The sequence below is a fragment of the Streptomyces sp. NPDC021212 genome, assembly GCF_044332925.1.
Classification (GTDB): Bacteria; Actinomycetota; Actinomycetes; order Streptomycetales; family Streptomycetaceae; genus Streptomyces.
The window spans coordinates 12,623-37,191 of sequence record NZ_JBIRPZ010000029.1; the positions used below are offsets into that span (position 1 = coordinate 12,623).

Annotated in this window: 25 protein-coding genes; 10 read left to right on the forward strand and 15 right to left on the reverse strand. The window is 71.9% G+C overall.

Annotated elements, in window-relative coordinates:
- Window positions 1-41 precede the first annotated feature (41 nt).
- The 4 genes from gcl to ACH4SI_RS41345 are packed head-to-tail and all read right to left on the reverse strand — an operon-like array spanning window position 42 to window position 4,480.
- The gene (gcl, locus tag ACH4SI_RS41330; protein WP_398305982.1) at window positions 42-1,820 is read right to left on the reverse strand and encodes a glyoxylate carboligase; all 1,779 of its coding nucleotides are present in this window, start codon (window positions 1,818-1,820) and stop codon (window positions 42-44) included.
- 25 nt (window positions 1,821-1,845) lie between these two features.
- Window positions 1,846-2,742, reverse strand: a complete 897-nt coding sequence (locus ACH4SI_RS41335) for a 2-hydroxy-3-oxopropionate reductase (protein ID WP_398305985.1) — start codon at window positions 2,740-2,742, stop codon at window positions 1,846-1,848.
- A 36-nt stretch (window positions 2,743-2,778) separates the two neighbouring features.
- Entirely contained in the window at window positions 2,779-3,612 is an 834-nt protein-coding gene (locus ACH4SI_RS41340) for a hydroxypyruvate isomerase family protein (protein WP_398305988.1), read from the reverse strand.
- Window positions 3,613-3,661: 49 nt separating this feature from the next.
- Window positions 3,662-4,480, reverse strand: coding sequence for a malic enzyme-like NAD(P)-binding protein (locus ACH4SI_RS41345; RefSeq protein ID WP_398305991.1), 819 nt, complete (start codon window positions 4,478-4,480; stop codon window positions 3,662-3,664).
- A gap of 359 nt (window positions 4,481-4,839) precedes the next feature.
- Here ACH4SI_RS41345 and ACH4SI_RS41350 point away from each other — a divergent pair, with 359 nt between their 5' ends.
- The gene (locus tag ACH4SI_RS41350; RefSeq protein WP_398305994.1) at window positions 4,840-5,040 is read left to right on the forward strand and encodes a DUF3311 domain-containing protein; all 201 of its coding nucleotides are present in this window, start codon (window positions 4,840-4,842) and stop codon (window positions 5,038-5,040) included.
- Window positions 5,037-6,530 carry a sodium:solute symporter gene (locus ACH4SI_RS41355; protein ID WP_398305997.1) on the forward strand — a complete coding sequence of 498 codons (1,494 nt, stop codon included), beginning with the start codon at window positions 5,037-5,039 and terminating at the stop codon, window positions 6,528-6,530. The genes ACH4SI_RS41350 and ACH4SI_RS41355 overlap by 4 nt, the downstream gene beginning before the upstream one ends.
- Window positions 6,531-6,609: 79 nt before the next feature.
- Here the strand turns inward: ACH4SI_RS41355 and rpsN are convergent, their stop codons facing one another.
- The gene (gene rpsN, locus ACH4SI_RS41360; RefSeq protein WP_398306000.1) at window positions 6,610-6,915 is read right to left on the reverse strand and encodes a 30S ribosomal protein S14; all 306 of its coding nucleotides are present in this window, start codon (window positions 6,913-6,915) and stop codon (window positions 6,610-6,612) included.
- Window positions 6,915-7,151 carry a 50S ribosomal protein L28 gene (gene rpmB, locus ACH4SI_RS41365; RefSeq protein WP_398306003.1) on the reverse strand — a complete coding sequence of 79 codons (237 nt, stop codon included), beginning with the start codon at window positions 7,149-7,151 and terminating at the stop codon, window positions 6,915-6,917. The genes rpsN and rpmB overlap by 1 nt, the downstream gene beginning before the upstream one ends.
- A 213-nt stretch (window positions 7,152-7,364) precedes the next feature.
- On the opposite strand from rpmB, the gene crtI reads away from it, so the two are divergent.
- The 3 genes from crtI to ACH4SI_RS41380 are packed head-to-tail and all read left to right on the forward strand — an operon-like array spanning window position 7,365 to window position 10,863.
- Window positions 7,365-8,900, forward strand: a complete 1,536-nt coding sequence (crtI, locus tag ACH4SI_RS41370; RefSeq protein WP_398306006.1) for a phytoene desaturase family protein — start codon at window positions 7,365-7,367, stop codon at window positions 8,898-8,900.
- On the forward strand, window positions 8,897-9,877 hold the full coding sequence (locus tag ACH4SI_RS41375) for a phytoene/squalene synthase family protein (RefSeq protein WP_398306009.1): 981 nt from the start codon (window positions 8,897-8,899) through the stop codon (window positions 9,875-9,877). Before crtI ends, ACH4SI_RS41375 begins: the two co-directional genes overlap by 4 nt.
- A complete protein-coding gene (locus ACH4SI_RS41380; protein ID WP_398306012.1) occupies window positions 9,874-10,863 on the forward strand; it encodes a DUF5914 domain-containing protein in 990 nt (329 codons plus the stop codon). The genes ACH4SI_RS41375 and ACH4SI_RS41380 overlap by 4 nt, the downstream gene beginning before the upstream one ends.
- Here the strand turns inward: ACH4SI_RS41380 and ACH4SI_RS41385 are convergent.
- The 4 genes from ACH4SI_RS41385 to ACH4SI_RS41400 form a co-directional block, all read right to left on the reverse strand.
- Window positions 10,812-12,401, reverse strand: a complete 1,590-nt coding sequence (locus tag ACH4SI_RS41385; protein ID WP_398306014.1) for an FAD-dependent oxidoreductase — start codon at window positions 12,399-12,401, stop codon at window positions 10,812-10,814. The genes ACH4SI_RS41380 and ACH4SI_RS41385 overlap by 52 nt on opposite strands.
- Window positions 12,398-13,597, reverse strand: a complete 1,200-nt coding sequence (locus ACH4SI_RS41390; protein WP_398306017.1) for a lycopene cyclase family protein — start codon at window positions 13,595-13,597, stop codon at window positions 12,398-12,400. Before ACH4SI_RS41390 ends, ACH4SI_RS41385 begins: the two co-directional genes overlap by 4 nt.
- Window positions 13,598-13,624: 27 nt before the next feature.
- Window positions 13,625-14,104, reverse strand: a complete 480-nt coding sequence (locus tag ACH4SI_RS41395; protein WP_398306020.1) for a sortase — start codon at window positions 14,102-14,104, stop codon at window positions 13,625-13,627.
- Between the two features lie 224 nt (window positions 14,105-14,328).
- Window positions 14,329-14,898 (reverse strand): TetR/AcrR family transcriptional regulator, encoded by a 570-nt coding sequence (locus ACH4SI_RS41400; RefSeq protein WP_398306023.1) that lies wholly within the window; start codon window positions 14,896-14,898, stop codon window positions 14,329-14,331.
- 71 nt (window positions 14,899-14,969) lie between these two features.
- Here ACH4SI_RS41400 and ACH4SI_RS41405 point away from each other — a divergent pair, with 71 nt between their 5' ends.
- The 3 genes from ACH4SI_RS41405 (at window position 14,970) to ACH4SI_RS41415 (ending at window position 17,822) form a co-directional block, all read left to right on the forward strand.
- Window positions 14,970-15,461, forward strand: a complete 492-nt coding sequence (locus ACH4SI_RS41405) for an FBP domain-containing protein (protein WP_398306025.1) — start codon at window positions 14,970-14,972, stop codon at window positions 15,459-15,461.
- Window positions 15,462-15,585: 124 nt separating this feature from the next.
- Window positions 15,586-17,037 (forward strand): DUF1996 domain-containing protein, encoded by a 1,452-nt coding sequence (locus tag ACH4SI_RS41410; RefSeq protein WP_398306028.1) that lies wholly within the window; start codon window positions 15,586-15,588, stop codon window positions 17,035-17,037.
- A gap of 131 nt (window positions 17,038-17,168) precedes the next feature.
- Window positions 17,169-17,822, forward strand: coding sequence for a TetR/AcrR family transcriptional regulator (locus tag ACH4SI_RS41415; protein WP_398306094.1), 654 nt, complete (start codon window positions 17,169-17,171; stop codon window positions 17,820-17,822).
- An 18-nt stretch (window positions 17,823-17,840) separates the two neighbouring features.
- Here ACH4SI_RS41415 and ACH4SI_RS41420 read toward each other — a convergent pair whose 3' ends face one another.
- Genes ACH4SI_RS41420 through ACH4SI_RS41440 form a run of 5 tightly spaced genes read right to left on the reverse strand, consistent with a single transcriptional unit; the run spans window position 17,841 to window position 22,825 of the window.
- Window positions 17,841-18,719: a branched-chain amino acid aminotransferase gene (locus tag ACH4SI_RS41420; protein WP_398306031.1), complete on the reverse strand. Its 879-nt coding sequence runs from the start codon at window positions 18,717-18,719 to the stop codon at window positions 17,841-17,843.
- The gene (locus tag ACH4SI_RS41425; protein WP_398306034.1) at window positions 18,716-19,981 is read right to left on the reverse strand and encodes an ATP-grasp domain-containing protein; all 1,266 of its coding nucleotides are present in this window, start codon (window positions 19,979-19,981) and stop codon (window positions 18,716-18,718) included. The genes ACH4SI_RS41420 and ACH4SI_RS41425 overlap by 4 nt, the downstream gene beginning before the upstream one ends.
- Window positions 19,978-20,985, reverse strand: a complete 1,008-nt coding sequence (locus tag ACH4SI_RS41430; protein WP_398306037.1) for an EamA family transporter — start codon at window positions 20,983-20,985, stop codon at window positions 19,978-19,980. The genes ACH4SI_RS41425 and ACH4SI_RS41430 overlap by 4 nt, the downstream gene beginning before the upstream one ends.
- Window positions 20,979-22,247: a DUF6421 family protein gene (locus ACH4SI_RS41435; RefSeq protein ID WP_398306040.1), complete on the reverse strand. Its 1,269-nt coding sequence runs from the start codon at window positions 22,245-22,247 to the stop codon at window positions 20,979-20,981. Before ACH4SI_RS41435 ends, ACH4SI_RS41430 begins: the two co-directional genes overlap by 7 nt.
- Entirely contained in the window at window positions 22,244-22,825 is a 582-nt protein-coding gene (locus ACH4SI_RS41440; protein ID WP_398306043.1) for a bacilysin biosynthesis protein BacA, read from the reverse strand. The genes ACH4SI_RS41435 and ACH4SI_RS41440 overlap by 4 nt, the downstream gene beginning before the upstream one ends.
- A 338-nt stretch (window positions 22,826-23,163) precedes the next feature.
- Here ACH4SI_RS41440 and ACH4SI_RS41445 point away from each other — a divergent pair, with 338 nt between their 5' ends.
- Window positions 23,164-23,721 (forward strand): carboxymuconolactone decarboxylase family protein, encoded by a 558-nt coding sequence (locus tag ACH4SI_RS41445; RefSeq protein WP_398306046.1) that lies wholly within the window; start codon window positions 23,164-23,166, stop codon window positions 23,719-23,721.
- A complete protein-coding gene (locus tag ACH4SI_RS41450) occupies window positions 23,718-24,566 on the forward strand; it encodes an RNA polymerase sigma-70 factor (protein ID WP_398306049.1) in 849 nt (282 codons plus the stop codon). The genes ACH4SI_RS41445 and ACH4SI_RS41450 overlap by 4 nt, the downstream gene beginning before the upstream one ends.
- The last annotated feature ends 3 nt before the right edge of the window (window positions 24,567-24,569 follow it).

The following is a 24,569-nucleotide window of genomic DNA, read 5'->3' on the forward strand; positions in this document are numbered from 1 at the left end:
GGATCACGCCGCCGGGAGGAGCTGCGGTGCCGCCCGGGGTGTCATCCGAGGGCGGTGCGGACCGCCGTGGGGGCGTGTTCGGGGCTGGTGGCGAGTTCCTCGAACTCGTTGGTGTTGTCGAGTTCGGTGCCCATGGCCACGTTGGTGACGCGCTCCAGGATGATCTCGACGACGACCGGGACCCGGAATTCGGCCATCAGCTTCCTGGCCTCTTCCAGGGCGGGCGCGATGCGGTCGGGTTCGAAGACGCGGATGGCCTTGCAGCCGAGCCCTTCGGCGACCTTGACGTGGTCGACGCCGTAGCCGCCGACCTCGGGCGCGTTGACGTTGCCGAAGGAGAGCTGGACGCAGTAGTCCATGTCGAAACCGCGCTGCGCCTGGCGGATCAGCCCCAGATAGGCGTTGTTGACGACGACATGGAGGTAGGGGATCTGGAACTGGGCCCCGACGGCCAGTTCCTCGATCATGAACTGGAAGTCGTAGTCGCCGGAGAGGGCGACGACGGGGGCGTCCGGGTCGGCGGTCGCCACGCCCAGCGCGGCAGGCACGGTCCAGCCCAGCGGCCCGGCCTGACCGGCGTTGATCCAGTGCCGGGGCCGGTAGACGTGCAGCATCTGGGCGGCCTGGATCTGGGAGAGGCCGATCGTGGAGACGTAGCGGGTCTCCGGCCCGAACGCCCTGTTCATCTCCTCGTAGACCCGCTGCGGCTTCACCGGCACCTGGTCGAAGTGGGTCCTGCGCAGCATCGAGCCCTTGCGCCGGCGGCAGCTGTCGGCCCAGTCGGAACGGTCCTCCAGGCGGCCGGCCGCCTGGAGTTCCCTGGCGGCCTCGACGAACAGCTCCAGGGCGGCCCTGGCATCGGAGACGATCCCGTAGTCGGGCGCGAACACCCGCCCGATCTGGGTGGGTTCGATGTCGACATGGACGAACGTACGGCCCTGGGTGTACGTGTCGACGCCACCGGTGTGGCGGTTGGCCCAGCGGTTGCCGATGCCGAGGACGAAGTCCGACTCCAGCAGGGTGGCGTTGGCGTAGCGGTGGGCGGTCTGCAGGCCGACCATGCCCGCCATCAGCGGGTGGTCGTCCGGGATGGTGCCCCAGCCCATCAGGGTGGGCACGACCGGCACCCCGGTCAGCTCGGCGAACTCCACCAGCAGATCGGCCGCGTCGGCGTTGATGATGCCGCCGCCGGCGACCAGCAGCGGCCGCTCGGCGGCCTGCAGCAGGCCGATCGCCTTGTCGATCTGCGCCCGGGTCGCGGCGGGCTTGTGGACCGGCAGCGGCTCATAGGTGTCCGGGTCGAACTCGATCTCGGCCATCTGGACGTCGATGGGCAGGTCGATCAGGACCGGCCCGGGGCGGCCGGACCGCATCAGGTGGAACGCCTGCTGGAACGCGCCCGGCACCTGGGCGGGCTCCAGTACGGTCATGGCCATCTTGGTCAGCGGTGCCGCGATCGAGGCGATGTCGACCGCCTGGAAGTCCTCCTTGTGCAGCTTGGACACGGCCGCCTGGCCGGTGATGCACAGGATCGGGACCGAGTCGGCGCTCGCCGAGTACAGACCGGTGATCATGTCGGTGCCCGCGGGGCCGCTGGTGCCCACACAGACTCCGATGTTCCCCGCCGTGGCCCGGGTGTAGCCCTCGGCCATGTGCGAGGCGCCCTGGACATGCCGGGCGAGGACGTGGGTGAGGCCGCCGTTGCTGCGCATCGCGGCGTAGAAGGGGTTGATCGCCGCGCCGGGGAGACCGAAGACGTGAGTGGTGCCCTCACGCTTCAGGATCTCCACCGCCGCCTGAGCCGCTGTCATACGCGCCATGGGGTTCTCCTGTGGTTCCGGGGGTTCAGTGGATGTCGCGGCCGGCCAGGCGCTCGACGCCGCGCAGCAGTGCGGAGTGGTCCAGGTCGCCGTCGCCGCAGGCGCGGGCGGAGGCGACCAACTGGGCGACGACGGAGCCGATGGGCAGCGGTGCGCCGACCGCCCGCGCGGCGTCGGTGACGATGCCCATGTCCTTGTGGTGCAGGTCGATGCGGAAACCGGGCTGGAACGAACGGTTCAGCACCGCGTCCCGCTTGCGGGCCAGCACGGTCGAACCGGCCAGGCCGCCGCCCAGGACCTCCAGCGCCGCTTCGAGGTCCACCCCGGCGTTCTCCAGGAACACCACGGCCTCGGCCAGGGCCTCGAGGTGGACGGCCACCATCAGCTGGTTGGCGGCCTTCACCGTCTGGCCGGCGCCGTGCGGGCCGACGTGCACGATGGTGGTGCCCAGCGCCTCGAACACCGGCCCCGCGTCGGCGAAGTCGTCCGTCTCGCCGCCGACCATGATGGACAGGACGCCCTCGATCGCACCCGCCTCGCCGCCGGAGACAGGGGCGTCCAGCGTGCGGATGCCCTTGTCCTGGGCGGCGGCCTCGACCTCCAGGGACGTCTGCGGGGTGATGCTGCTCATGTCGATCAGCAGGGTGTTCGGCGCGGCGTGCTCCAGGACGCCGCCCTCGCCGAGGACGACCTCCTTCACCTGCGGGTCGGCCGGGACCATGGTGATGACGACCTCGGCGTCGCGCACCGCCTCCGCGATGCTGTCCGCGCCATGGCCACCGGCGGCGACGAGCGTGTCGACGGCCGCACGGCTGCGGTTGTAACCGGTGACGGTGTGCCCGGCCTTGACCAGGTTGGCGGCCATCGGGCCGCCCATGATGCCGAGACCGATGAAGGCGATCTTCCGTGGGGTGGCGGTCATGGTGTCCTCCGTGTGGTGGTTGCGTTACGGGCTCGGTCAGGCGCGGGCGGTGCTGCCGCGCCGCTCGCGCGGGAGCCAGTCGAAGCTGTCGGCGCTCGGGCCCTGGGCCTTGTACTCCAGGCCCACCCAGCCGTCGTACCCCGTCGTCTCGATGCGGGTGAGCAGCCCGTCGAGGTCCAGCTCGCCGGTGCCCGGCGCGCCCCTGCCGGGCGCGTCCGCGATCTGTACGTGGCCGATGCGCCCGGCGTGGGCGGCGATCACATCGGCCACGTCGTCGCCGTTCACGGCCAGGTGGTAGAAGTCGGCGAGGAAACGCACATTGCGGGCACCGGACGCGCGCTCCACCCGGTCGATGACGCCGAGCGCGTCCGCGGCGGTGAGCAGCGGGTACGCGGGGGCGCCGCTGACCGGCTCCACCAGGACCGTGCCGCCGACGCGCTGCGCCGCCTCGGCCGCCAGCGCCAGGTTCTCGGCGGCCAGGGAGTCCTGCTCCGCCGGGTCGGCTCCCTCGACGCGGTTGCCGTACAGGGCGTTGAACGCGCGGCAGCCCAGCTGTTCGCCGATCGCCACGGTCACGTCGATGTTGGCGCGGAACTCCGCGCTGCGGCCGGGCCAGGACACCAGGCCGCGGTCGCCGCCCGGCATGTCCCCGGCGAAGAAGTTCAGCCCGGTCAGCTGGACCCCGGCGTCCCGCACCGCCCGGACGAAGGCGTCGACGTACCGGTCCTCCGGCACCGCCACGGCGTGGGGCCACCAGAACTCGACCGCGTCGAACCCGGCGGCCTTCGCCGCGGCCGGGCGCTCCAGCAGTGGCAGCTCGGTGAACAGGATCGACAGGTTCACCGTGTAGGGGAGACGGTGGGCGCTCATATCTCACATCCCGGGAAGTGGTGTCTTTTTGCAGGACTGGTGCGTGGAGTTAAAGGGGACGGGGCAGGCCGCGGCGCGGCTCGCCCGCGAACCGCGCCGCGGCCACCGCGGGCGCGACATCCGGGTCGAAGACGCTGGGGGCGATGTGCCCGGCGTGCAGCTCGTTGGCCGCCGGAGCGGTTTCGGCGTTGGTCTCCTCCGCGAGCCGGCGGCGGGACGCGGTGAGACCGTCCCGGTCGGGGTGGATGACACCGACCCGGTCGCAGGCCACGATGTCGCCGGCGCCCTCGGCGGTCAGCAGCCGGATGATGGCGGTCCCCGCGGCGCCCACCCCGCTCACCACGATCGTGGTGTCGGCGAGTTTCTTGCCGACCACGCGCAGGGCGTTGGTGAGCGCGGCGAGGACGATCTCGTCGGTGTCCTGGGTGTCCAGGCACACCGGCCACGCGTCCACGTCGGCGAACCGCTCGAACAGGGCGGCCTTGCCCTCCATGACGGGAAGGGCCGCCGCGGGTCCCGGATTGCCCAGACCGAGCACGGCCGACCCGTCGGTCACGACCGCGACCGTGTTGCGCTTCACGGTGAGGCGCCGGGCCTCGTCCGGGTCGGCGGCGATGGCCCGGCAGACGCGCGCCACACCTGGTGTGCAGGCGCGGGAGAGGTCGTCACGGTGGCGCAGCTCGACCCGGGGGCTGACCTCGCAGGTGAGGTCGACCACGATGTGGTCGGGGCCGGTCGCGACGACATCGAGCGCGGTGAGCACGCCACCGGCGTCGCCCACCGCCGTGGCCGGCCGCCGGGGGGAGGTGGCATCGGCGGGGGCTTCCGCGCGCAGGGTGAGGGCGAATCCGGGACTCGTTGTGGGCATGGGCTGCTACTTCCACAATGCGGATAATGCTTTTTGCTTAGTGGAATAACAACTCTTGGGTCGCGTCGGCGTCAACCCCCTGGCGGCGGTTGATGCCGATGAGTCCGCTTCAACAAAATGTCTGATCAAGCCGGCGCACGGGAAAGCGTTGACATGGGCTTCGCGGCCGACCTATACATCTCCCAGCTGAAAAAAGTTTTCCGCGAAGTGGAATGGCCTGGTTTGGGGAGAGGTGACCATCCCCTCCTTCATGGGCCGAGCCGTGGCATCACCCCGGCGGGACCGTCCCACGCTCGTGTCATCCCCAGAGGAGTCCCGCCCCGTCTGTGGAGTGCGGCCCGACCCAGGAGGTTCTTGACGTGAAACCCATCCATCTGCTCGGCGCGATCCCGTTTCTCGGGATCCTCGGGGGGATCTTCTTCGTGAACCGGGTGACGCCCTACGTACTCGGTATGCCGTTCATCCTCTTCTGGCTGGTCCTATGGGTCGTCCTGATCTCGGTGACGATGGCCGTCATCTACCGGCTCGACCCCGCCAACCGTGAGGAGAGCGGCTCATGATCGCGCTCGGCATCATCTTCGTCTTCCTCGCCGCCTCGCTGCTGCTGGGGCTGCGCGCCCGACGCGGCCGGGACATGGACCTCGAACAGTGGTCGGTCGGCGGCCGAGGCTTCGGCACGATCTTCGTCTTCCTGCTGCTGGCCGGCGAGATCTACACGACCTTCACCTTCCTCGGCGCCTCCGGGTGGGCCTACGGCAAGGGCGCCCCGGCGTACTACATCCTCTGTTACGCCTCACTCGCCTATGTGCTGTCCTACTGGCTGCTCCCGGCCGTCTGGCGGTACGCCAAGCAGCACCGGCTCATCTCGCAGTCGGACTTCTTCGTCGCCAAGTTCGACAGCCCGCTGCTCGGCGCGCTCGTGGCCCTGGTAGGCGTCATCGCGATGGTGCCGTACCTCGTCCTTCAGTTGAAGGGGCTCGGGATCATCGTGTCCGTCTCCTCCGACGGTCGCATCCCCTCCCACTGGGCCATCGTGATCGGCACCGTCGCCCTGACCGTCTACGTCACCGTCTCGGGCATCCACGGCTCGGCGTGGACCGCCGTCATGAAGGACGTCGCCATCCTCGCGGTCGTCCTGATCCTCGGCATCTACCTGCCGATCCACTACTTCGGCGGCTTCGAAGACATGTTCCAGGCGGTCGACAAGGCCCATCCGGGCTTCATCACCCTGCCCTCCAGCGGCATGAGCGTGTCGTGGTTCTCCTCCACCGTGCTGCTCTCGGCGCTGGGCTTCTACATGTGGCCGCACAGCTTCAGCGCCTCCTACAGCGCCCAGAACGAGCGTGTCTTCCGCCGCAACGCCATCTTCATGCCGCTCTACCAGCTCATCCTGCTCTTCGTGTTCTTCGCCGGCTTCGCCGCCCTCCTCGTCGTACCGGGCCTCAAGGGCGCCGACGCGGACCTCTCGCTGCTGAAAATCACCACCGCCACGTTCCCGTCGTGGTTCGTGGGCATCGTCGGCGGGGCGGGGCTGCTCACCGCGCTGGTCCCCGGGTCGCTGCTGCTGATGACCTCCGCGACCTGTCTGGCGAAGAACGTCTACCGCATCGCCCGCCCGCAGACCAGCGACGGCCAGGTGGCCCGCGTGGCGCAGTGGCTGGTCCCCGTCCTCGCGGTGATCTCCCTGTACTTCACCTTCAACGGCGGCGACTCGATCGTGTCCCTGCTGCTCATGGGCTACGCCCTGGTGACCCAGCTCTTCCCCGCCCTGCTCTCGAGCCTGGCCGCCAAGCGGTTCGTCACCAAGCAGGGGGCCGCCGCGGGCATCGTCGTCGGAGTGGCCGCGGTCGCCGTCGTCACCCTCTCCGGTGTCACGGTCGGCAGTCTGTTCCCGGTGCTGCCGCAGGCGATCAAGGACCTGAACGTGGGGGTCATCGCCCTGGTCCTCAACACCGTGGTGATGGTGGGCGTCTCCGCCGTCACCCGTACGGCAGGGGGCCCCGGCCCCGCGCCACGGGTCCAGCCCGAGGCCGCGGCCGGCACCGGCTGACCCGCCCCGCGTACGCCACCACCCCCGGCCCCGGCCGGGGGTGGTGGCGTACGCGTGTGACCCTCGTACGCCGCGGGGCTCACCAGCTGCTCTTGGTCACCCCGGGAAGCTCGCCCGCGTGTGCCATCTCGCGCAGCCGGATGCGGGACAGGCCGAAGGCGCGCAGGTGGCCGCGGGGGCGGCCGTCGATGGAATCGCGGTTGCGTACGCGAGTGGCGCTGGCGTCACGCGGCTGGCGCCGCAGCTCCCGCTCGGCGGCGAGGCGTTCCTCCTCCGGGGTGTGGGGAGCGGCGATGAGCGCCTTCAACTGGGCGCGGCGCCTGGCATGACGGACGACGATCGCGCGCCGCCGCTCATTCTTGACGATCTTGCTCTTCTTCGCCATCAGACCTTCCCTCCCCGGGCGCGGATGCGGGCCACGGCGGCTTCGACGCCGATGCTGTCGACGGTCTTGACGGCCCTGGCGCTGAGGGTGAGCCGGACGTGGCGTCCCTCGCTGGGCAGCCAGTAGCGCTTGCGCTGGATGTTGGGGTCGAACCGGCGCCTGGTGCGTCGGTGGGAGTGGGAGACGTGGTTGCCGAAGCCGGGCTGCCGGCCGGTGAGTTGGCAGTGGGCGGACATGGGTCCTCTCCGGTCGTGTGCGGGCAGGTGGGTGCCACCGTAGCAGCTAGATGAAAATGATAACCAAAAGCATGGTGGTGTCGCGACTCACGCACGGTCGAATTCGTTCGGCCGTACGGCCCCTCGCGCGGGTGCGCGGCCCGGACGTCAGAAGACTGAAACCATGCACCGGCGACGAGAGGACACCCACACCGCCGGACAGGGCCTGAGCCCATGAGGACCGTCCCCGGGCCCACGGGCCATGTCGTGGTCGTCGGCGCGGGCCTGTCCGGGCTCGCCGCCGCCCTGCACCTGCTCGGCGCCGGGCGCCGGGTGACCCTCGTGGAACGCGCCACCCGACCCGGCGGCCGGGCCGGGCGCCTGGAGCGGGGCGGGTACCGCTTCGACACCGGCCCCACCGTGCTCACCATGCCGGACCTGCTGGCCGAGCCACTGGCCGCCGTGGGGGAGGAGGTGTCCGACCGGCTCGACCTGGTCGCGCTGCATCCTGCCTACCGGGCCACGTTCGCCGACGGCAGCAGCCTCGACGTCCACACGGGCGCGGACGCCATGGAGGAGTCCGTACGCGCCTTCGCCGGGCCGCGCGAAGCGGCCGGATACCGGCGGCTGCGGGCCTGGCTGGAAGCACTCCACCGCGTCCAGATGGCCCGCTTCATCGACGCCAACTTCGACTCGCCGCTCCAGCTGCTCCACCCCGACCTCGCCCGGCTGGCCGCGCTCGGCGGCTTCGGACGGCTCGACCCCGGCATCGGCCGCTTCCTCCGGGACGAGCGGCTGCGCCGGGTGTTCTCGTTCCAGGCCCTCTACGCGGGCGTGCCACCGGCCCGCGCGCTGGCCGCGTACGCCGTCATCGCCTACATGGACACCGTCGCGGGCGTGTACTTCCCCCGTGGCGGCATGCACGCCGTGCCCCGCGCGCTGGCCGCCGCGGCCGCCGACGCCGGTGCCGACCTGCGCTACGGCCGGCGGGTCACCCGGCTGGAGCGGCGGGCCGGGCGGGTCACCGCCGTCATCACCACCCACGGCCGCGTGGCGTGCGACGCCGTCGTCCTCAGCTGCGAGCTGACGGAGGCGTACCGGCTGCTCGGCCGCGCCCCGCGCCGCCCGCTGCGCCACCGGCGCTCACCCTCGGCCGTCGTCCTGCACACCGGCACGGACCGCACCTGGCCCCAACTGGCCCACCACACCCTCTCCTTCGGGGCCGCCTGGCACGCCACGTTCGAGGAACTCACCGCCTCCGGGCGGCTGATGAGCGATCCCTCGCTCCTCATCACCCGGCCCACCACACACGACCCCGCCCTCGCCCCGCCCGGCCGCCACGTCCACTACATCCTCGCGCCCTGCCCCAACACCGACATCGGACCCGACGCCGCCGCGTGGCGCACCCTCGGCCCGCGCTATCGGGACCACGTCCTCACCGAACTGGAGCGCCGCGGCCTGGCCGGGCTCGGGGCGGCCATCGAACAGGAATGCCTGGTCACCCCGGCCGACTGGGCCGCTCAGGGGCACGCCGCGGGCAGTCCGTTCTCGCTCGCCCACACCTTCGGCCAGACCGGGCCGTTCCGCCCGGCCAACCTCGTCCGGGGAACGGAGAACGTGGTGCTGGCGGGCTGCGGCACCACCCCCGGGGTGGGCGTCCCGACCGTGCTGATCTCCGGAAAGCTGGCCGCCGCCCGCATCACCGGCACATCCCACCCCGGTCCCTCCCGCACCCGACCGCGGGCCCTCCACCGGCAAGGACTCCCATGACCCGACACGAACTCGACGCCGCCGGCATCCACGACCCGGAGCTGCGCGCCGACTATCTGCGGTGCCGCCTGCTCAACGCCCGCCACGGCAGGACGTACTTCCTGGCCACCCGGCTCCTGCCCGCGGCCCGCCGCCCCGCCGTGCACGCGCTCTACGGCTTCGCCCGCTGGGCCGACGACATCGTGGACGACCTCGAGGGTGCCGACGGCACCGCCCCGCGCGAAGCCCGCCTGGACCGGCTCGCCGACGAGCTGTCCCGGGCCCTGCGCACCGGCCGCGGCGACGAGCCGGTCGTCCGCGCACTGGTGCACACCGCCGCCACCTACCGCATCGACCACCGCCACTTCACCGACTTCATGGCCTCGATGCGCACCGACCTGACCGTCACCGACTACCCCACCTTCGCGCACCTGCGCCGCTACATGCACGGTTCGGCCGCGGTGATCGGCCTTCAGATGCTGCCCGTACTCGGCCACGTCGTGCCCCGCGAGGACGCCGAGCCGCACGCGGCGGCGCTCGGCGTCGCCTTCCAGCTCACCAACTTCCTGCGGGACGTGGGGGAGGACCTGGACCGCGGCCGGATCTACCTGCCCGCCGACCTGCTGGCCGCGCACGGAGTGGACCGGGAGCGGCTGCGGTGGTCCCGCCGCACCGGGCGGCGGGACCTGCGGATCACTTCCGCACTGCGCGATTTCGCCGCCCTGACCCGCGGCTACTACCGGCGGGCGCTGCCCGGCATCCCGATGCTCGACCCGGTGGCCCGGCCCTGCATCCGTACCGCGTACGTGCTCTACGGAGGCATCGTCACCGCCGTCGAGCGCGACGGCTACACGGTGCTGCACCGGCGGTCGGCGGTGCGGCGGCGGGTACGGGCCGCGGTCGCGCTCGACGGGCTGGTCCGGGTCGGCGCCGCCCGGCTGCTGGCCGCCCGTACGGCACGCACCGCCCCGCCGGTCACCGTCGAGGAGGCCGCGTGAAGCCCTCCGCCACCCGCCGTCTTCCGCTGTCCCTGCGCCGCCGCGGTGTCCGCTGGGACCGGCAGCGGCCCACCTGGCGGGAGGCCGGCCCCGCCCGCATCGCCGCGGCCCTGAAACGGGCGCAGGACCGCCCGTCGGGCAACTGGTACGTGCTCGGCGCGTCCGCCGCCGTCACCCCCGGCCGCCCCTTCGGCCGGACCGTCGCCGGTACCGAGGTGGTGGCCTGGCGGGACACCGCCGGACGCCTCGTCGCCGGCCCCGGCGCCTGCCCGCACCTCGGGGCGCCGCTGAAGGACGCGGCGGTCAGCCGCGGCAGGCTCGTCTGCCACTGGCACGGCCTCGCCCTGCACGGGGGCGCCACCGCGGGCTGGTGCCCGCTGCCCGCCCACGACGACGGCCTCCTCGCCTGGGTACGGCTCGACGCGGCCGGTGGCGAGGAGCCGCTGGAACGCCCGGTGCTGCCGCCCCGCCCGGTGGCCGGGGCCACGGTCGCCGCCGTCCACGACGTCACCGGCACCTGCGAACCGGCCGATGTGGTCGCCAACCGCCTCGACCCGTGGCACGGCGCGTGGCTCCACCCGTACTCCTTCGCCGACCTCACCGTCGAGGAGCCGGACGGCGAAGACACCCTCGCCGTCCGGGTGTCCTTCAAGGTGGCCGGCCGCGTGGTCGTCCCCGTCCGGGCCGCCTTCTCCGCGCCCGGACCCCGCACCGTCGTCATGCGCATCACCGAGGGCGAGGGCCGCGGCTCCGTCGTCGAAACCCACGCCACCCCGCTGGCCCCCGACCACCGCGGCCGCCCCCGTACCGCCGTCATCGAGGCGGTTCTCGCCACGTCCGACCGCCCCGGCTTCGCCGTCGCCCGCGCGGCCGCGCCCCTGCTGCGCCCGCTGATGCGCGCGGCCGCCGGCCGGCTGTGGCGTGACGACCTCGCCTACGCCGAACGCCGCTGGGCCCTGCGGGAGGCGGGGCGTTTCCCGGGCTGACGGGCCATGGCCAGCCGGTGCACACCGCGCAGCACGGCGAAGCGGCCGTGGCGGGGGACCGTCCACAGCCGCTGGCCGCTCACGCCCCAGCGGGCGAGCAGCGCGTTGGCGGCCAGGAACCCGCTGGTGGCCGCCCGTTCCATCAGCGCGACCGGCAGATCGGTGCGGACCAGGTCCCCGGCCAGCACCACCGCCGGGTCGGGCGTGCGCACCGTGGGCCGGTCGCGGTAGCCGCCGACCGGGAAGGCCGGGCAGTCGGCGCGCCATTCGTGGCGGACGTCGACCACCTCGGCGTCCCGGGTCTCGGGGTAGACCCGGGCCAGTTCCTCCCGCAACCGCCGCTCCACGGCGGCCCGTTCGGCGGCCGGGTCGACGGCGTACGCGTGCAGCTCCAGCACCGATCCGCCGGTGGCGGCGGCCCAGCGGGCGGCTTCGCCCTCCCAGCGGGACACGACGCTGACGTTGTCGAGCGGGCCGTAGCCGCTCGTACCGAGGAAACCGGGGCGGCCGGGGTCGGTGGGGGCGCCGAGCCACAGGCGGGAGACCAGGAACGGCGGCGCGGTCCGCAGGGCCGCGATCCGGTCCCGCCACTCCGGGTCGCCCAGCCCGGGGGAGTTCGCGACCAGCCCGCGCAGGCCCGCCGTGTCCAGGGCGAGCACCACCCCGTCGTATGCCTCCCCGTCCACCGCCACCCGCCCGCCCTCCAGCGGCCGCACCGCCTCCACGGCGGCACCCAGCCGCATCCGTACGCCATGGCCCTCCAGGTAGCGCCGCAGCGGATCCCACAGCGCGTACGGGAACGGCTCGCGCACCACGTCGAACAGCAGCCCCTCGCTGGACCCGAGGAAGTAGATGTGGAACATCACCGCCAGCTCGGCCGCGGACAGCTCGCCCGGATCCACGAAGAAGCTGCGGGAGAACACCTCGAACGCCAGGTGCCGGGCCGCCGCCGGGAAGCGCACCGCGTCCAGGAACTCCGCCGCGCTCAGGGCGTCAAGCCGCTCGTGGACGCGCGGCAGCCGTACGTCGAACAGCGGCAGCGCGGCCACCGGGTCCATGCCCGCCACCTCACGCCAGCCGAACGACGGACTGCGCGCGACGAAACCGAGCGCGGACCACGGCGGGGTGCGCGGGACGCCCGCGAAACCGTCCCGCAGGCCCGAGCTGTGCCACAGCGGATAGTCCGGCAGCCCAGTGAGCATGCTCAAGGCCGGGTCGATCCGCCGCAGCAGCCCGCGCAGGTTGTAGTACTGCCGGAAGAAGGCATGAAAACCGCGGCACATCGTCGCCGCCGACCCGTCCGCGAGCGTCGTCGGCCACCCGGCCAGCCGCCCGCCGAGCACCACGCGGCGCTCGTACAGCACCACCGCGGCCCCGCGCTCGGCCAGCGCGGTCGCCGCCGCGAGCCCCGCGATCCCGCCGCCCACCACCGCGACGCGCGGCGCACACCCGGCCGGGACCCGGGCCCGGCCCGCCGCCACCGGCAGCACCTCGGCCCGCCGGTCCCGCCCCCGACGGGCCGCCGCCGTGGGCGTCACGGCCCAGGCTCCAGTGGGCGGTCGGCGCGCCGTCGGAGCCAGGGCAGTTCGGCCACGGTCCGCAGCATGGGCGCCACCGGTGTCCGCGCGCCGACCATCACGTCCTCCGCCAGGCCCGTGCGGCCGTCGAGGAAGCGCAGCAGACGGTCGGTGGGGACACGGCGGAAGAGACCGGTGAAGACGTCGGCGCCGGCCACCCGGCCGGTGGCCAGGGCGCGCAGCATCGCCGCGTCCATGGCGAGCGCGCGGGCCGGGTACGGGGCGGGCGGCACCGGTCGGCGGCCCGTGGCGAACGCCGCCGCCACCGCCCGGGACTGCCGCCGCACCGCGGCGAAGGTGTAGCCGGTGGCCGGGCGGGTGGCGCCGCCCGCGGTGCCGATCCGGAACACGGCGGCGCCCGCGTGGCGGGGGAAGCGGCCGTCGGTCATGGGGATGACGCCCTGCTCGGCGGAGAGCACCCGGAAGGGCGGCAGCCGCAGCACGGCCCCGGTGTAGTGGTGCAGGGCCGCCTCGTACGCGGCGTCGTCCAGCACGGCGGGCGAGAACTCGGTGTACTCCACCAGCGCCTCACGGTCGCTCAGCGGCAGCATGTAGCCGAACGACAGGCCCCGGTCCGGCTGCGGGGTGCGGAAGTCCATCAGCTCGGCCACCGCGGGGTCCAGGACCGGGGCGTCGCAGCGGATGAACCAGCCCCGGAAGTGCTGGAGCAGCGTCGTACGGGCCGGTGGCAGGGCGGCCGCCGGGCGGGAGTCGAAGGCCCATCGGGTGCGCCAGGCAACCGGGCGGCCGTCGGCGCGGACACCCCGCACCACAGCGCCGCCCGCGTCGTCGGACACCTCGTCCACCACGGCCTCGACCCGTCGCACCGAGGGCGCCGCGTCGAGCCGGGCGGTCACCCAGCGCTCGAAGTCGCGCGACCGCAGCATCTTGTAGACGAAGGGTGCGATCGCGCGGTCCAGCGGGCGGCCGTCGGCTCCGTGCACCCTGACCCGGCTCCAGCGGGCGGCCAGCGCCACGTCGAACTCACCGCCCGGCTCCTCCCACCAGCACCACGTCCGCTCCGGCGGACGCAGCGGCCCGTCCGGCGCCTCGACCAGCAGCACGCGGGGCGGGGAGAGCAGAGTGGCGAGCCGGTACGCCAGCGTCAGACCCGCCGCTCCCGCGCCGACGACCGCCACTTCCGCGTCCCACGCCACAGTCGGTGCCCCGAGGCCGGATGGGGCCTAGCGCCGGACGCTCCTGTGGCGGCGCATCATGAGCACACCGCCGGCCGTGACGGCCAGGACGGCGCCGCCGAGGAGGGTCGGCTTGTTCTCGACGACCGCCGCAGGCCCGAAACCGGCGTGGACGCCGCCACTGGGGCGGCCGTGAACGACCTCGACCGTATCCGTGATCTTGACGCTCGGCGGACACTTCACGATGACGTCGTGGGGGCCGGACGCGGCTCCCTCCGGGATCCGGAAGTGGCCGGTGAGCACACCTTTGTGGCCGTCGTCGAGCAGGTGGAACTCGTCTCCGTCCGCGAAGCCCTTGCCGTAGGTCTCCGATCCGCAGGCGGTCGTGCTGACGGTGACCGTGGACCCCGGGATGCCGATCCGCGGGCTGATGCGGAGTTCCGCGTCATCGGCCGCAGCGGCCGGGCCCTGCAGCGCGAGGGCACACAGGACCAGGCCGATGCCTGCACCGGCGGGTACGTAACGCATGAAAATCCTCCAACGGAGCAGTGGCCGGCCCGATCACGCGGCACCTGTGGGGTGTTCCGATCACGAGACAATCGACACTCCGCCACCGCCGCAACACGAGCGTCACCCCGCAAGGCCGCCGCCACCGCTTCGCTTGATCGTTTACGCAGGTCACCGGATCCATGGACGGCGCGGATCGGGAGCGAGCGGAGAGGGGCGAATGGGTTATTCGCGCGCTTTCGTGGTCAGGGCGCGGGCCAGTTGCGCAGCAGGGAGTCGAGCGCGTCCAGGGCCCGGGACCAGGATTCCTCCGAATCGGGGGAGCTGTGGCTGAACCCGCCCGCCAACTCCAGGCTGACGTAGCCGTGGAAGACGCTGCCGAGCAGCCGGACCGCATGCGTCTGGTCCGGCTCGGTCAGGTCATAGCCGCGCAGGATCGCCCGCGACATCTGCGCGTGCCTGCCGCCCGCGCTCACGGCCGCCGTCTCCGGGTCGAGCCTGAACTGGGCCGCCGCGTAGCGGCCGGGGTGCTCGCGGGCGTAGTCGCGGTAGACATTGGCGAAGGCCGTCAGGGCGTCCTTCCCGGCCCGCCCGGCCAGGGCGTCGGCGGCCCGGTCGGCGAGTTCCTCCAGGGCGAGGAGGGCGATCCTGGTCTTGAGGTCGCGGGAGTTCTTCAGGTGCGAGTACAGGCTCGCCACCTTGACGTCGAACCGTCTGGCCAGCTCCGACACGGTCACCTGATCGAAGCCGACCTCGTCGGCCAGTTCCGCTCCGGCGCGGGTCAGACGTTCCGTGGTCAGCCCTGCGTATGCCATGCCCTCCCTCTCCCTCGACAGAACTCATTATTCGTTTGCCTAAGACCTTTAGGCAACTTAGCCTCCCGGTCATGAGGCCCCTGACCGAGCAAGAGATCCGTTCCGCCTTCGTCAACTGCACCAAGGGCGAGGCGAAACGCCTGTCCGTACCCCGCGACCTGGCCGCCCGGCCCTGGGGCGACCTGGACTACCTCGGCTGGCGAGATCCCCAGGCCTACGACCGCGCCTACCTCGTCACCACGCTGGACGACCGCCCGACGGCCCTCGCGCTGCGCTGCCCGACCCCGGCCTCCTGGCAGACGCCGCGCGGCATGTGTTCGCTCTGTCTGACCTCCCACTCCGGTGGCGTCTCCCTGATGGTGGCGCCGAAGGCGGGGAAGGCCCGGCAGCAGGGCAACTCGGTCGGCACCTACATATGCAGCGACCTCGCCTGCTCGCTGTACGTGCGCGGCAAGAAGGACGCGGGCGCGGGCGCGCGGCTGCACGAGTCGCTCACGCTGGAGGAGAAGATCGAGCGGACCGTGGCCAACGTCACCGAATTCCTCGCCAAGGTGACCGCCTGACCCCAGGGAGCCCCGGAACACGCGGCCATATGACGGATCCGTGACGTGATCCACCCCGCTGCCCGGGCCCGGTGGCGTGGCGCTACTCTTCCGTCGAACGCGTCCGACATGACAGAGGAGTTCCATGCGACGCACTACGCGTAGACGGTCGAAGGCCGCGAGACGGGCGATCGTCGCCACCGCCGCGTTAGCCCTGGGGGCGGGCGGACTGGTGACGGTCAACATGTACGCCTCGGCCGACGCGGGCGACTCGCAGCAGAGTGACACCCGCGGCCGGGCGTTGTCCGCCCAAGCCTCCACCATCGACTGTCCCGACGTCGGCGGGCGCCTGAGCGCGGTGCCGCAGCGGGCCAGGGCCGAGGTGGACCGGGAGCTTGCCCTGCTGGACAAGCAGGTGGCCGAGGCGTACCAGCGGCTGGCCGGTTCCCAGCGGGCGATCCAGCAGGATGCCAACTTCGCGCAGAACGCGATCATGGGTCCGCTGAAGGACAAGCGCACGGCGGCCATCGACCGGATCTCGATCGCCATCGGCAGAGTGGCCGCCACCCCGCAGGGCCTCGACGGGCTCGCCACCTGCACGCTCAAGACCTCCGCCGGAGGTCAGGGCGGCAACCCGGGCGGGAACCAGGGCGGCGACCAAGGCGGCAATCAGGGGCAGACCGGCAACGGCCCGGTGGCCGCCGACTTCGTGGACATCACCCGTGTCCAGCCCAATGTGCGCACACCGCGCCCGGCGCGGAACGCCTCCAAGGGCCTCTTCACCACCAGGTGCGGCGTCAACGCCAACAAGCTCTACAACACCGACAACGTCATCGTCGCACCGGGCGTGTCCAACGGGGCGCATCACACCCACGACTACGTCGGCAACCAGGCGAACAACGCGTTCGCCGACAACAACACCTTCGCCCGTGGCCGCACCACCTGCCAGAACCAGGGCGACAAGTCGACCTACTACTGGCCCGTGCTGCGGTTGCAGGACGGCTCCCGTGAGTTCGACGCCGACCGGCAGGGCGGTGGCGCGGAAGGCAACACCGGCCGCATCCTGACCGCCAAGAAGGTCACCCTGGAGTACGCGGGCAACCCGCGCGGCAAGGTCGTGGCGATGCCCAGGTTCCTGCGCATCATCACCGGCGACGCGAAGGCGTTCAGCAACGGGACGGCGAACGCCAACGCCTCCTGGAGCTGCACAGGGTTCGAGAACCGGCAGCTGAAGGACAAGTACCCGATCTGCCCGCAGGGCAGCGATGTGGTGCGTACGTCGAAGTTCCAGAGCTGCTGGGACGGCAAGAACGCCGACAGCGCCAACCACCGCTCCCACGTGGCGTTCACGGACGCCGACGGCCGCTGCCCGAAGGGCTTCGTGGCGATTCCGCAGCTCGTGCAGCGCCTGGTGTACGACGTGGACGCGCCCAGTCTGAAGGACAACGGGAAGACCCGGCCGTTCTTCGCCGTGGACGGTTTCCCCGAGCAGTTGCACAAGCCGGTCACCGACCACGGGGACTTCATCAACGTCTTCGACGAGCGCGTGATGAACCAGATGGTCCGATGCATCAACACCGGCCGCACCTGCCGCTGAGGCACGGAAAGCCCTGTCGGTGGCAGCATGGGACACCGCCGACAGGGCACCCGCGGCCGTCCGCGACACCGGGTATGCTTTAAAGCGATGGATTTAACGCGGTGTGTGCGGATCGGGATGCGGTGGTGATGATGGCGGCCAGGACGAGACAGGACGAGCGGGTCAGCGCGACACGGGAGGCGCTGCTGACGGCGGCGGAGCGGCTGTTCGCCGAACACGGGGTGCACGCGGTCGCGAACCGCCAGATCAGCGCGGCCGCCGGACAGGGCAACAACGCCGCGGTCAATTACCACTTCGGCACCAAGACCGACCTGGTGCGCGCGATCGTCCGCCGCCACGCCGAGCAGATGGAGCGGATCCGCGCGGGGATGCTGGCCGACATCGGCGACTCCACCGAGCTACGGGACTGGGTGGCCTGCGCGGTCCGTCCGACCACCGAGCACCTGGCGGCCCTGGGCCACCCCAGCTGGTACGCGCGATTCATCGCCCAGGTCACGGCCGATCCCGCACTCCAGGCGGTCACCACCGCGGAGGCCTTCGCCGCCGCCCCGTCGCTGCACCCGTTGCAGGACGGGGTGAACCGCTGCCTGCCCGACCTGCCCGCCGAGGTGTACGCCGAGCGTGGCGCCATGACGCGCCACCTCATCACGCAGATGACCGCCGAAAGGGAGCGCGCCCTCGCCGACGCCACTCCCACCTCCCGCACGACGTGGCACGACACCGCCACCGGCCTCATCGACGCGATCGTCGCCCTGTGGCAGGCCCCGGTCACGCAGGAGCCGTGACCGGGGCCGTCGCGGTTCCTAGGTGGCGCTGCGCACCAGCCGGGCGTACGCCTCGGACAGCGCCGACGTCACCTTGCCGACGCCGTACCGGTGGCCGTCCACCGCCCCGACCGGCTGCACCTCGTAGGCGGTGCCGGTCAGGAACACCTCGTCGGCGTCGGCGAGGGCGTCCGGCTCCAGAGGCCGTTCATGGACGGGGATGCCGAGGTCATGGGCGAGACCGATGACGGTCTGGCGGGTGATGCCGTTCAGGAAGGTGTCGGGGACGGGGGTGTGCAGGGCGCCGCCGATGACGAGGAAGAGGTTGGCACCGGTGGCCTCGGCCAGCAGCCCCCGGTGGTCGAGCAGCAGGGCGTCGTCGTAACCGGCGGCTTCGGCCTCGTCGCGGGCGAGCGTACAGATGTTGTAGAGCGATGCCGCCTTGGCGTGCACCGGTGCGGTGTCGGGCGCCGGGCGGCGCCAGCGGGAGGTGCCGAGGCGGATGCCCTCCTCCTGGGTCGTGTCCCCGAAGAGGCGCGGCCACTCCCAGGTGGCGATGGCGACATGGACGCGGTTGCCCGCACTGGAGACGCTGAGCTGCTCGCCGCCCCGCCACGCCACGGGCCTGACGTATCCGTCCGTGATGCCCTGCCGGCGGACCAGTTCCCTGCCGGCTTCGTCGAGTTCGGGCACGCCGTAGGGGATGCTGAAGCCCAGGGCGCGGGCGGAGGTGTGCAGGCGTTCGGTGTGCTCGGTGAGTTTGAAGATGGCGCCGTCGTAGACGCGCATCCCCTCGAAGACACCACCCCCGTAGTGCAGTCCGTGGGAGAGGACGTGCAGCCTCGCGTCGCGCCAGGGTACGAAGGCGCCGTCGTACCAGATGACGCCGTCACGGTCGTCGAAGGGGAGGGAGGTCATCGTTCACTGCTTTCCGGGGCGTACTCGATGCGGATGGCGGTCTCCAGCGTGCGGTGGAACTCCTCGGCCTCGGCGGTGGTGTCGTGCCGGGACAGGACGAACGCCGGGTAGCCGGTGAAGTCCGGGTAGGGCCGCACCACGTCGCCGGGGAAGAGCATCTGCACGATGTGGTCCACCCGGGGGTCGGCGCGCAGCTCCTCCAGGCCGTGGATCGCGGTGATCCGTCCCGAACCGCCGCACGGGACGATGTAGTTGGCCGCCGCGCCCGTGGCGGAGGGCGTGCGATCGGCGCCGAAGGCGCGTGGCGGCAGCCCCGTGGCGATCCGCAGCGCGTCCGCGGCGAAGTCCAGCCCGGTGACGTTGCGGACGATGTACCCCGAGACCCCCGAACCGCCGATGCGGGCCCCCAGCTCCAGCAGGTACGGCCGGTCGCCGCGCAGCCGCAGTTCGGTGTGGGTGGGGCCGTCGGCGATGCCGAGGGCGGTGTGCGCGGCGGTGACCTCGTGCCGGATGGCGTCCCGCACCGCCTCGGGCAGGACGGCCGGGGCGCGGTAGACGCTCTCCTCGAAGTAGGGGCCCTCGGGTTCGCCCTTGTAGCCGATGCTGCACACTGTCACCTCCCCACGGTGGGCAAGGGATTCCACGGCGAACTCGGGCCCGTCGAGATACTCCTCCACGATCAGGCCCTGGGACCGGCCCAGCTTGTCCCGGCAGACCTGCCACACCTCCTCCACCACGGCCTTCAGCTCCTCGGGGCGTTCCGCCTTGGTGACGCCGAGGCTGGAGAAGCCGTGCGCGGGCTTCACCACGACCGGAAAGTCCAGGTGCGCGGCCTCCTCCCAGGTGGAGGGGGCTTTCAGGCCGACGAAGCGGGGCACGTTGAGCCCCGCCGCCGCCAGCCGTTCCCGCATCACCCGCTTGTCCTGCGCACCGAGCGCCGCGTCCCGCCCGATGCCGGGCAGCCCGAGGAGTTCGGCGGCCTCCGCGACGAACGGCACGGCCGGGTCGTACAGGGTGCAGATGCCCTGGAACGGGGTGGTCTCGTGCAACCGCCGCAGCGTGGCCAGGGCTCCCGCGCGGTCCCCGTCGATGTCCAGGCGCAGCACATCGGCCACGGCCGGGGGCAGCCGGTCCGGGGACACGGCCTCGTCGGGGCGGGGGACCAGGATGATGCGGATGCCGGCGCGCTCGGCGCTGTCGAAGACCCAGGGCAGCGTCGTCCGCTGGTACACCAGGACGACGCAGGGCGCTTGTGTGCTCACGATGTTCCTCTCATCCGTGGCATTCCGGCCGGCCGGCCGGTGTCGTCGGTCGTGCCGGATCCGGTGGCCGGGGGCCGCGCCCGGCGGGAGCCGCCCACCGTCAGCCACACCCCGGCGGAGCAGGCGACGATCAGGACGAGCACGACGGGACCGGGCGGGCCCGCCCACCCCAGCGCCCATTCACCGAGCCGGATCAGGAACGGCACCACCAGAGCCACGGCGGAGGTGTAGAGCGGGCCCTTGCGCAGGATGAGTTCGTGCGAGATGAGGAAGACCGGCGCGGTGAGCCCCGCGCCGAGCAGTGCCACCCCGCCCCAGTCGGCCGCCGTGACGCCGCCCATCGGAACGAGGACGGCGGTCGTCAGCCCCAGCATGACCGCGCCCGCCCCCGTGATGGCGGGCAGCGCCGCCAGCGGTGAGATGTCGGCCATCCGCTGCCGGTAGACGTAGCCGTAGAGGGCGTACGTGAACGTGCCGCCCAGCGCCAGCAGGACACCGGCCAGCAGGGTGCCCCCGGCCGCCTCTTCGCCGCCCGACCCGTCCGCCACCGCGTAACCGCACGCCGCGGCCACCGCGAGAAGGGTGCCGCACACCTTGCGGACCGTCCCGCGCTCGCCGAAGGCGACGATGCCGATGACGAACGTCACGCACGGCAGCAGCGAGACGATCAGGCCCACCCGGGAGGCGCCGATCCGGCCGATGCCGAGCAACGTACCGGAGTAGTACGCGAAGAACCCCAGGAACGCCAGCAGCAGGAACCCGCCCGGGCGGCCGAATCCCTTCCGGACGTCCGGCCAGCTGCGCGTGCGGAGCGCGGCGATCACGGAAATGGCCAGAAAGCTGGCCGCCGTACGGCCGCTCGCCACGGCGAGCGCGGGCACACCGTCGACCAGACGGGCGGACATCAGCCAGCCCGCGGCGAGCAGCAGCACCATGAGCGCCGACAGAGCGGGCACCAGCAGCGGCCCGCCCCGCCGACGCGGCTCCGGGGCGTCCGTCACCACTGCGCGAGCGCGAACGTGAGCGGAGGCAGCCCGTCCAGGCGCTCCTTGGCCCGCAGCAGTACCCGCTGGTCCTCGGTGAACCGGTAGCGCTGCTTGGCCTCTCCGGCGGGCAGGTAGTCGCGCACCAGGGCCTTGGCGGCCGCCCGGTACTCGTCGTCGGTGGTGACCTCGGCCTCCAGCTTCTCGACCGTGGTGACGTAGTCCCGCAGCGCGGCCACGGTGGCGTCCCGGTCCAGGCGCAGCAGCCCGCCGTCGTGTACGGAACCGGTCAGGGCGCCGTGCTCGCGCAGCCACGAGTACAGGAAGACACCGGTGCCGGAGTCGAAGTTGCGGGTCGCGTCGTCGGCCTGCGGGTAGCGGAAGATTCGTTCCAGCAGGATCATGGCGATCTGCTCCTCGGCGTACGGAATGCCGCCGTCGGCGCAGGCCACCGCGGTCTTCGCGTCCACCTTGATCTCTTCGAGCAGGCCGACGAACCAGTTCATCTTGAGCGATATGTGCTCGTCGAACGGCCACAGCCCCTGGTAGTGCATGCGGTCGTGCAGATAGCCCCAGATGGCGCGGGCCTCGAAGCACACCTCGGGGTCCAGGCCGGTGGAGGCGCGGGGCACCGAGTCCGGGGTCAGGACGGCCGCCGCCCCCGGGAGGGCGTAGGTCTCGTGGATGCCGCGCATCTTGTTGTAGAAGAACATGGCGTACGGCTGATCGGTGATCTTGTCGTGCGCGGCCACGTTCTCCGGGAAGAAGACCAGGCAGTTGCCCTGCGCGAAGCCATCGCTGCCGGCGATGAGGATCAGGGACTGGCAGTTGTTCTTGGGGTGCGGGTGGGTGACGGCCAGCTCCGCCAGTGCGTCGGGCTCCTTGCGCAGCGCGTAGAAGCAGTCCAGCCGCTTGCCGACGGGCGGTGCGCTGTTGGTGCTCTGGAGCGGCGCGAGGAAGAAGACCGCGCTGCCGTCCTCGGGCGGGCGCAGCGCGTCCCGGGAGCGGGCGAAGTGCGGCGGGGTGTCCAGCCCGGCCTCCAGCCACCCGGCGACATCGGCCTCCAGGGCGTCGGCCTGGTGCCCGAGCCCGTTGCGCCGGTACCAGGCGCATGCCTCGTCCGAGATCTGGGTGAGCAGCGCGCGGTCGTCCGCCGTGGGGGCGGTGATGGTGCCGTTGTCGGCCTGGCGCGCCCGGAAGCGGTTGACCCGCGGGATGAGCGATTCGGTGAGTGTCCGCGCCTCGGTGAGGTACGCGGGGTTCATGGGTGCCCGGGAGGTCACAGCGCCACCGCCCCAGCCGCCAGCGGCTCCTCGGCCCCGGCGTCCATGCTCAGGACCTGGTGGACGGTGAAGACCATGGGAACCGGGCCGAAGTCGCGCAGGACACGCAGCCCGTGCCGCTCGGCGGCCACGACCGTGGTGATGCAGCCCTCGACCTCCCCGGCGGCGCAGTCGATGGCGGCTTGCGAGTTGCTGAGCACCTCGTGGACCTCGGCCGATGCGGGGACGAGTCCCCTGGGTGCCGGATGCGAGGCGACGGTGGCGGGCTTCGGCGTTCCCGCGGAGGCGAGCACCATGTTGTGCGTCGGCATGATGAAGCTGTCGACCATCCGTAACCGGTGCAGGTTGCCGAAAACCAGGGTGTGCAGGGCCGGATAGACCGCGCAGGCGGTCAAGGCGTGCTCCCCGTCGGCCGGGACGGCCTCGAGCGCCGATTCGATGGAGGAATGCAGATGGACTGTCCCCTCGACGCCGCGTCTGCGCAGCCATTCGTGCGACGCGGCTTCCAAGTTGGTCCCGTGCGGACCGAGTGTGTGCAGGTTACGGACACGGTCCGGCCCGGCATGGGTATGCCGCATGATCCCCCCATGTTTTGTGTTCTCGATCGCTTCGGGCAGGTGTTCGCCGGAAGCTGAGAGGATGAAAACAGGAGTAAACGGCAACAAACAAGAGTTTTCTGTAAAATATCCCAAATGGCGAGATTCAATGCCTCTCCGACGGCACTATTCGGCCAACTGGGCCGTGGTGTGACGGAAAAGTCGAGCACGGCACGGATGATCTTACCCGCACGTCCGCGGAAACCCGCCGAGCTGCCGTGCCGGATGCGTGGTCCGCCGGGTGCCACACTCCGGCGGTCTCCCTTGTCACACCTCCCGAAGACACTCACGCACGGAGTAAGACAAGTGGAGGATCTGCCATGGCCCGGATCTCGCTCACCCCGCCCCACACCCTGCTCAACCGCCTCGCCGCCTGGTACTCGCGGCGCACCTACGGCAAGGTGCTCGACCCCGGCCTGGCCGTCGGCCACCACGCGCGGGTGCTGCTCACGTACGTACGGCAGGAGCGCGGCGCCGCCAAGTGGAACCGCCTCGACCAGGGCCTCAAGCACCTCGCCGTCATGGCCGCGGCGGCCAGGATCAACTGCTCGTGGTGCATGGACTTCGGGCACTGGGAGGCCGACGCCCTCGGACTGCCCAGGGGCAAGGCGGCCAAGGTCCCGCGGTGGCGTGACCACCAGGAGGACTTCACCGAGCTGGAGCTGCTCGTCCTGGACTACGCCGAGGCCATGACCGAGACCGAGCCCCGTGTCACCGACGAGCTGGCCGCCGCCCTGGTGGAACGGCTCGGTGAGGCGGCCTTCGTGGAACTCACCGCCATGGTCGCCCTGGAAAACTACCGCTCGCGCATCAACAGCGCCTTCGGCCTGACCAGCCAGGGTTTCTCGGAGGCGTGCGCGGTACGGTCGCGGATGTGATCGACGCAACCACCTTTGAACAACACCGACGCATGCTGTTCGGGATCGCCTACCGCATGCTCGGCAGCGTCGCCGACGCCGAGGACCTGGTGCAGGACACCTGGCTGCGCTGCAGTCAGGTGTCCACCCCCGTGGACAACCCGGCCGGCTATCTGACCCGTACGGTCACCAACCTCGCGCTCAACCGGCTCACCTCGGCCGCCGCCACCCGCGAGCGGTACGTCGGGCCCTGGCTGCCCGAGCCGCTGGTCACCCAGCCCGACGCGGCCGAGGAGGTGGAACTGGCCGAGTCGGTCTCGCTCGCCATGCTCGTCGTCCTCGACAACCTCTCTCCGCTGGAGCGAGCGGTCTTCGTGCTCAAGGAGGTGTTCGGCTTCTCGTTCAAGGAGATCGCCGGAATGCTGGAGCGCAGCGAGGCGTCCGTACGGCAGGTCGGCCACCGGGCCAGGTCACACGTCCAGGCCCGGCGGCCGCGCTACGACACACCGGCCGAGGTGCAGCGCCAGGTCACCGACGAGTTCCTGGCCGCCTGTCTCGGCGGCGACTTGAACCGGATGATGGAGCTGCTCGCCCCCGATGTGACGGCGTGGAGCGACGGCGGCGGCAAGGTGAAGGCCGCCGTTCGCCCGCAGCGCGGGGCGGACAAGGTCGCCCGATTCCTCGCCGCCGTCCTCACCCAGCCGATGGACGACCCCCGCGTCCACGCGGTCGACGTCAACGGACGGCCGGGACTGCTGCTCACCGTCGCGGGCCGCCCGGACACCGTCGCCTGCCTGGAGGTCGCCGACGGCCGGATCACGGAGATCCGTATCATCCGCAACCCGGACAAGCTGCGGCACCTCTGAACC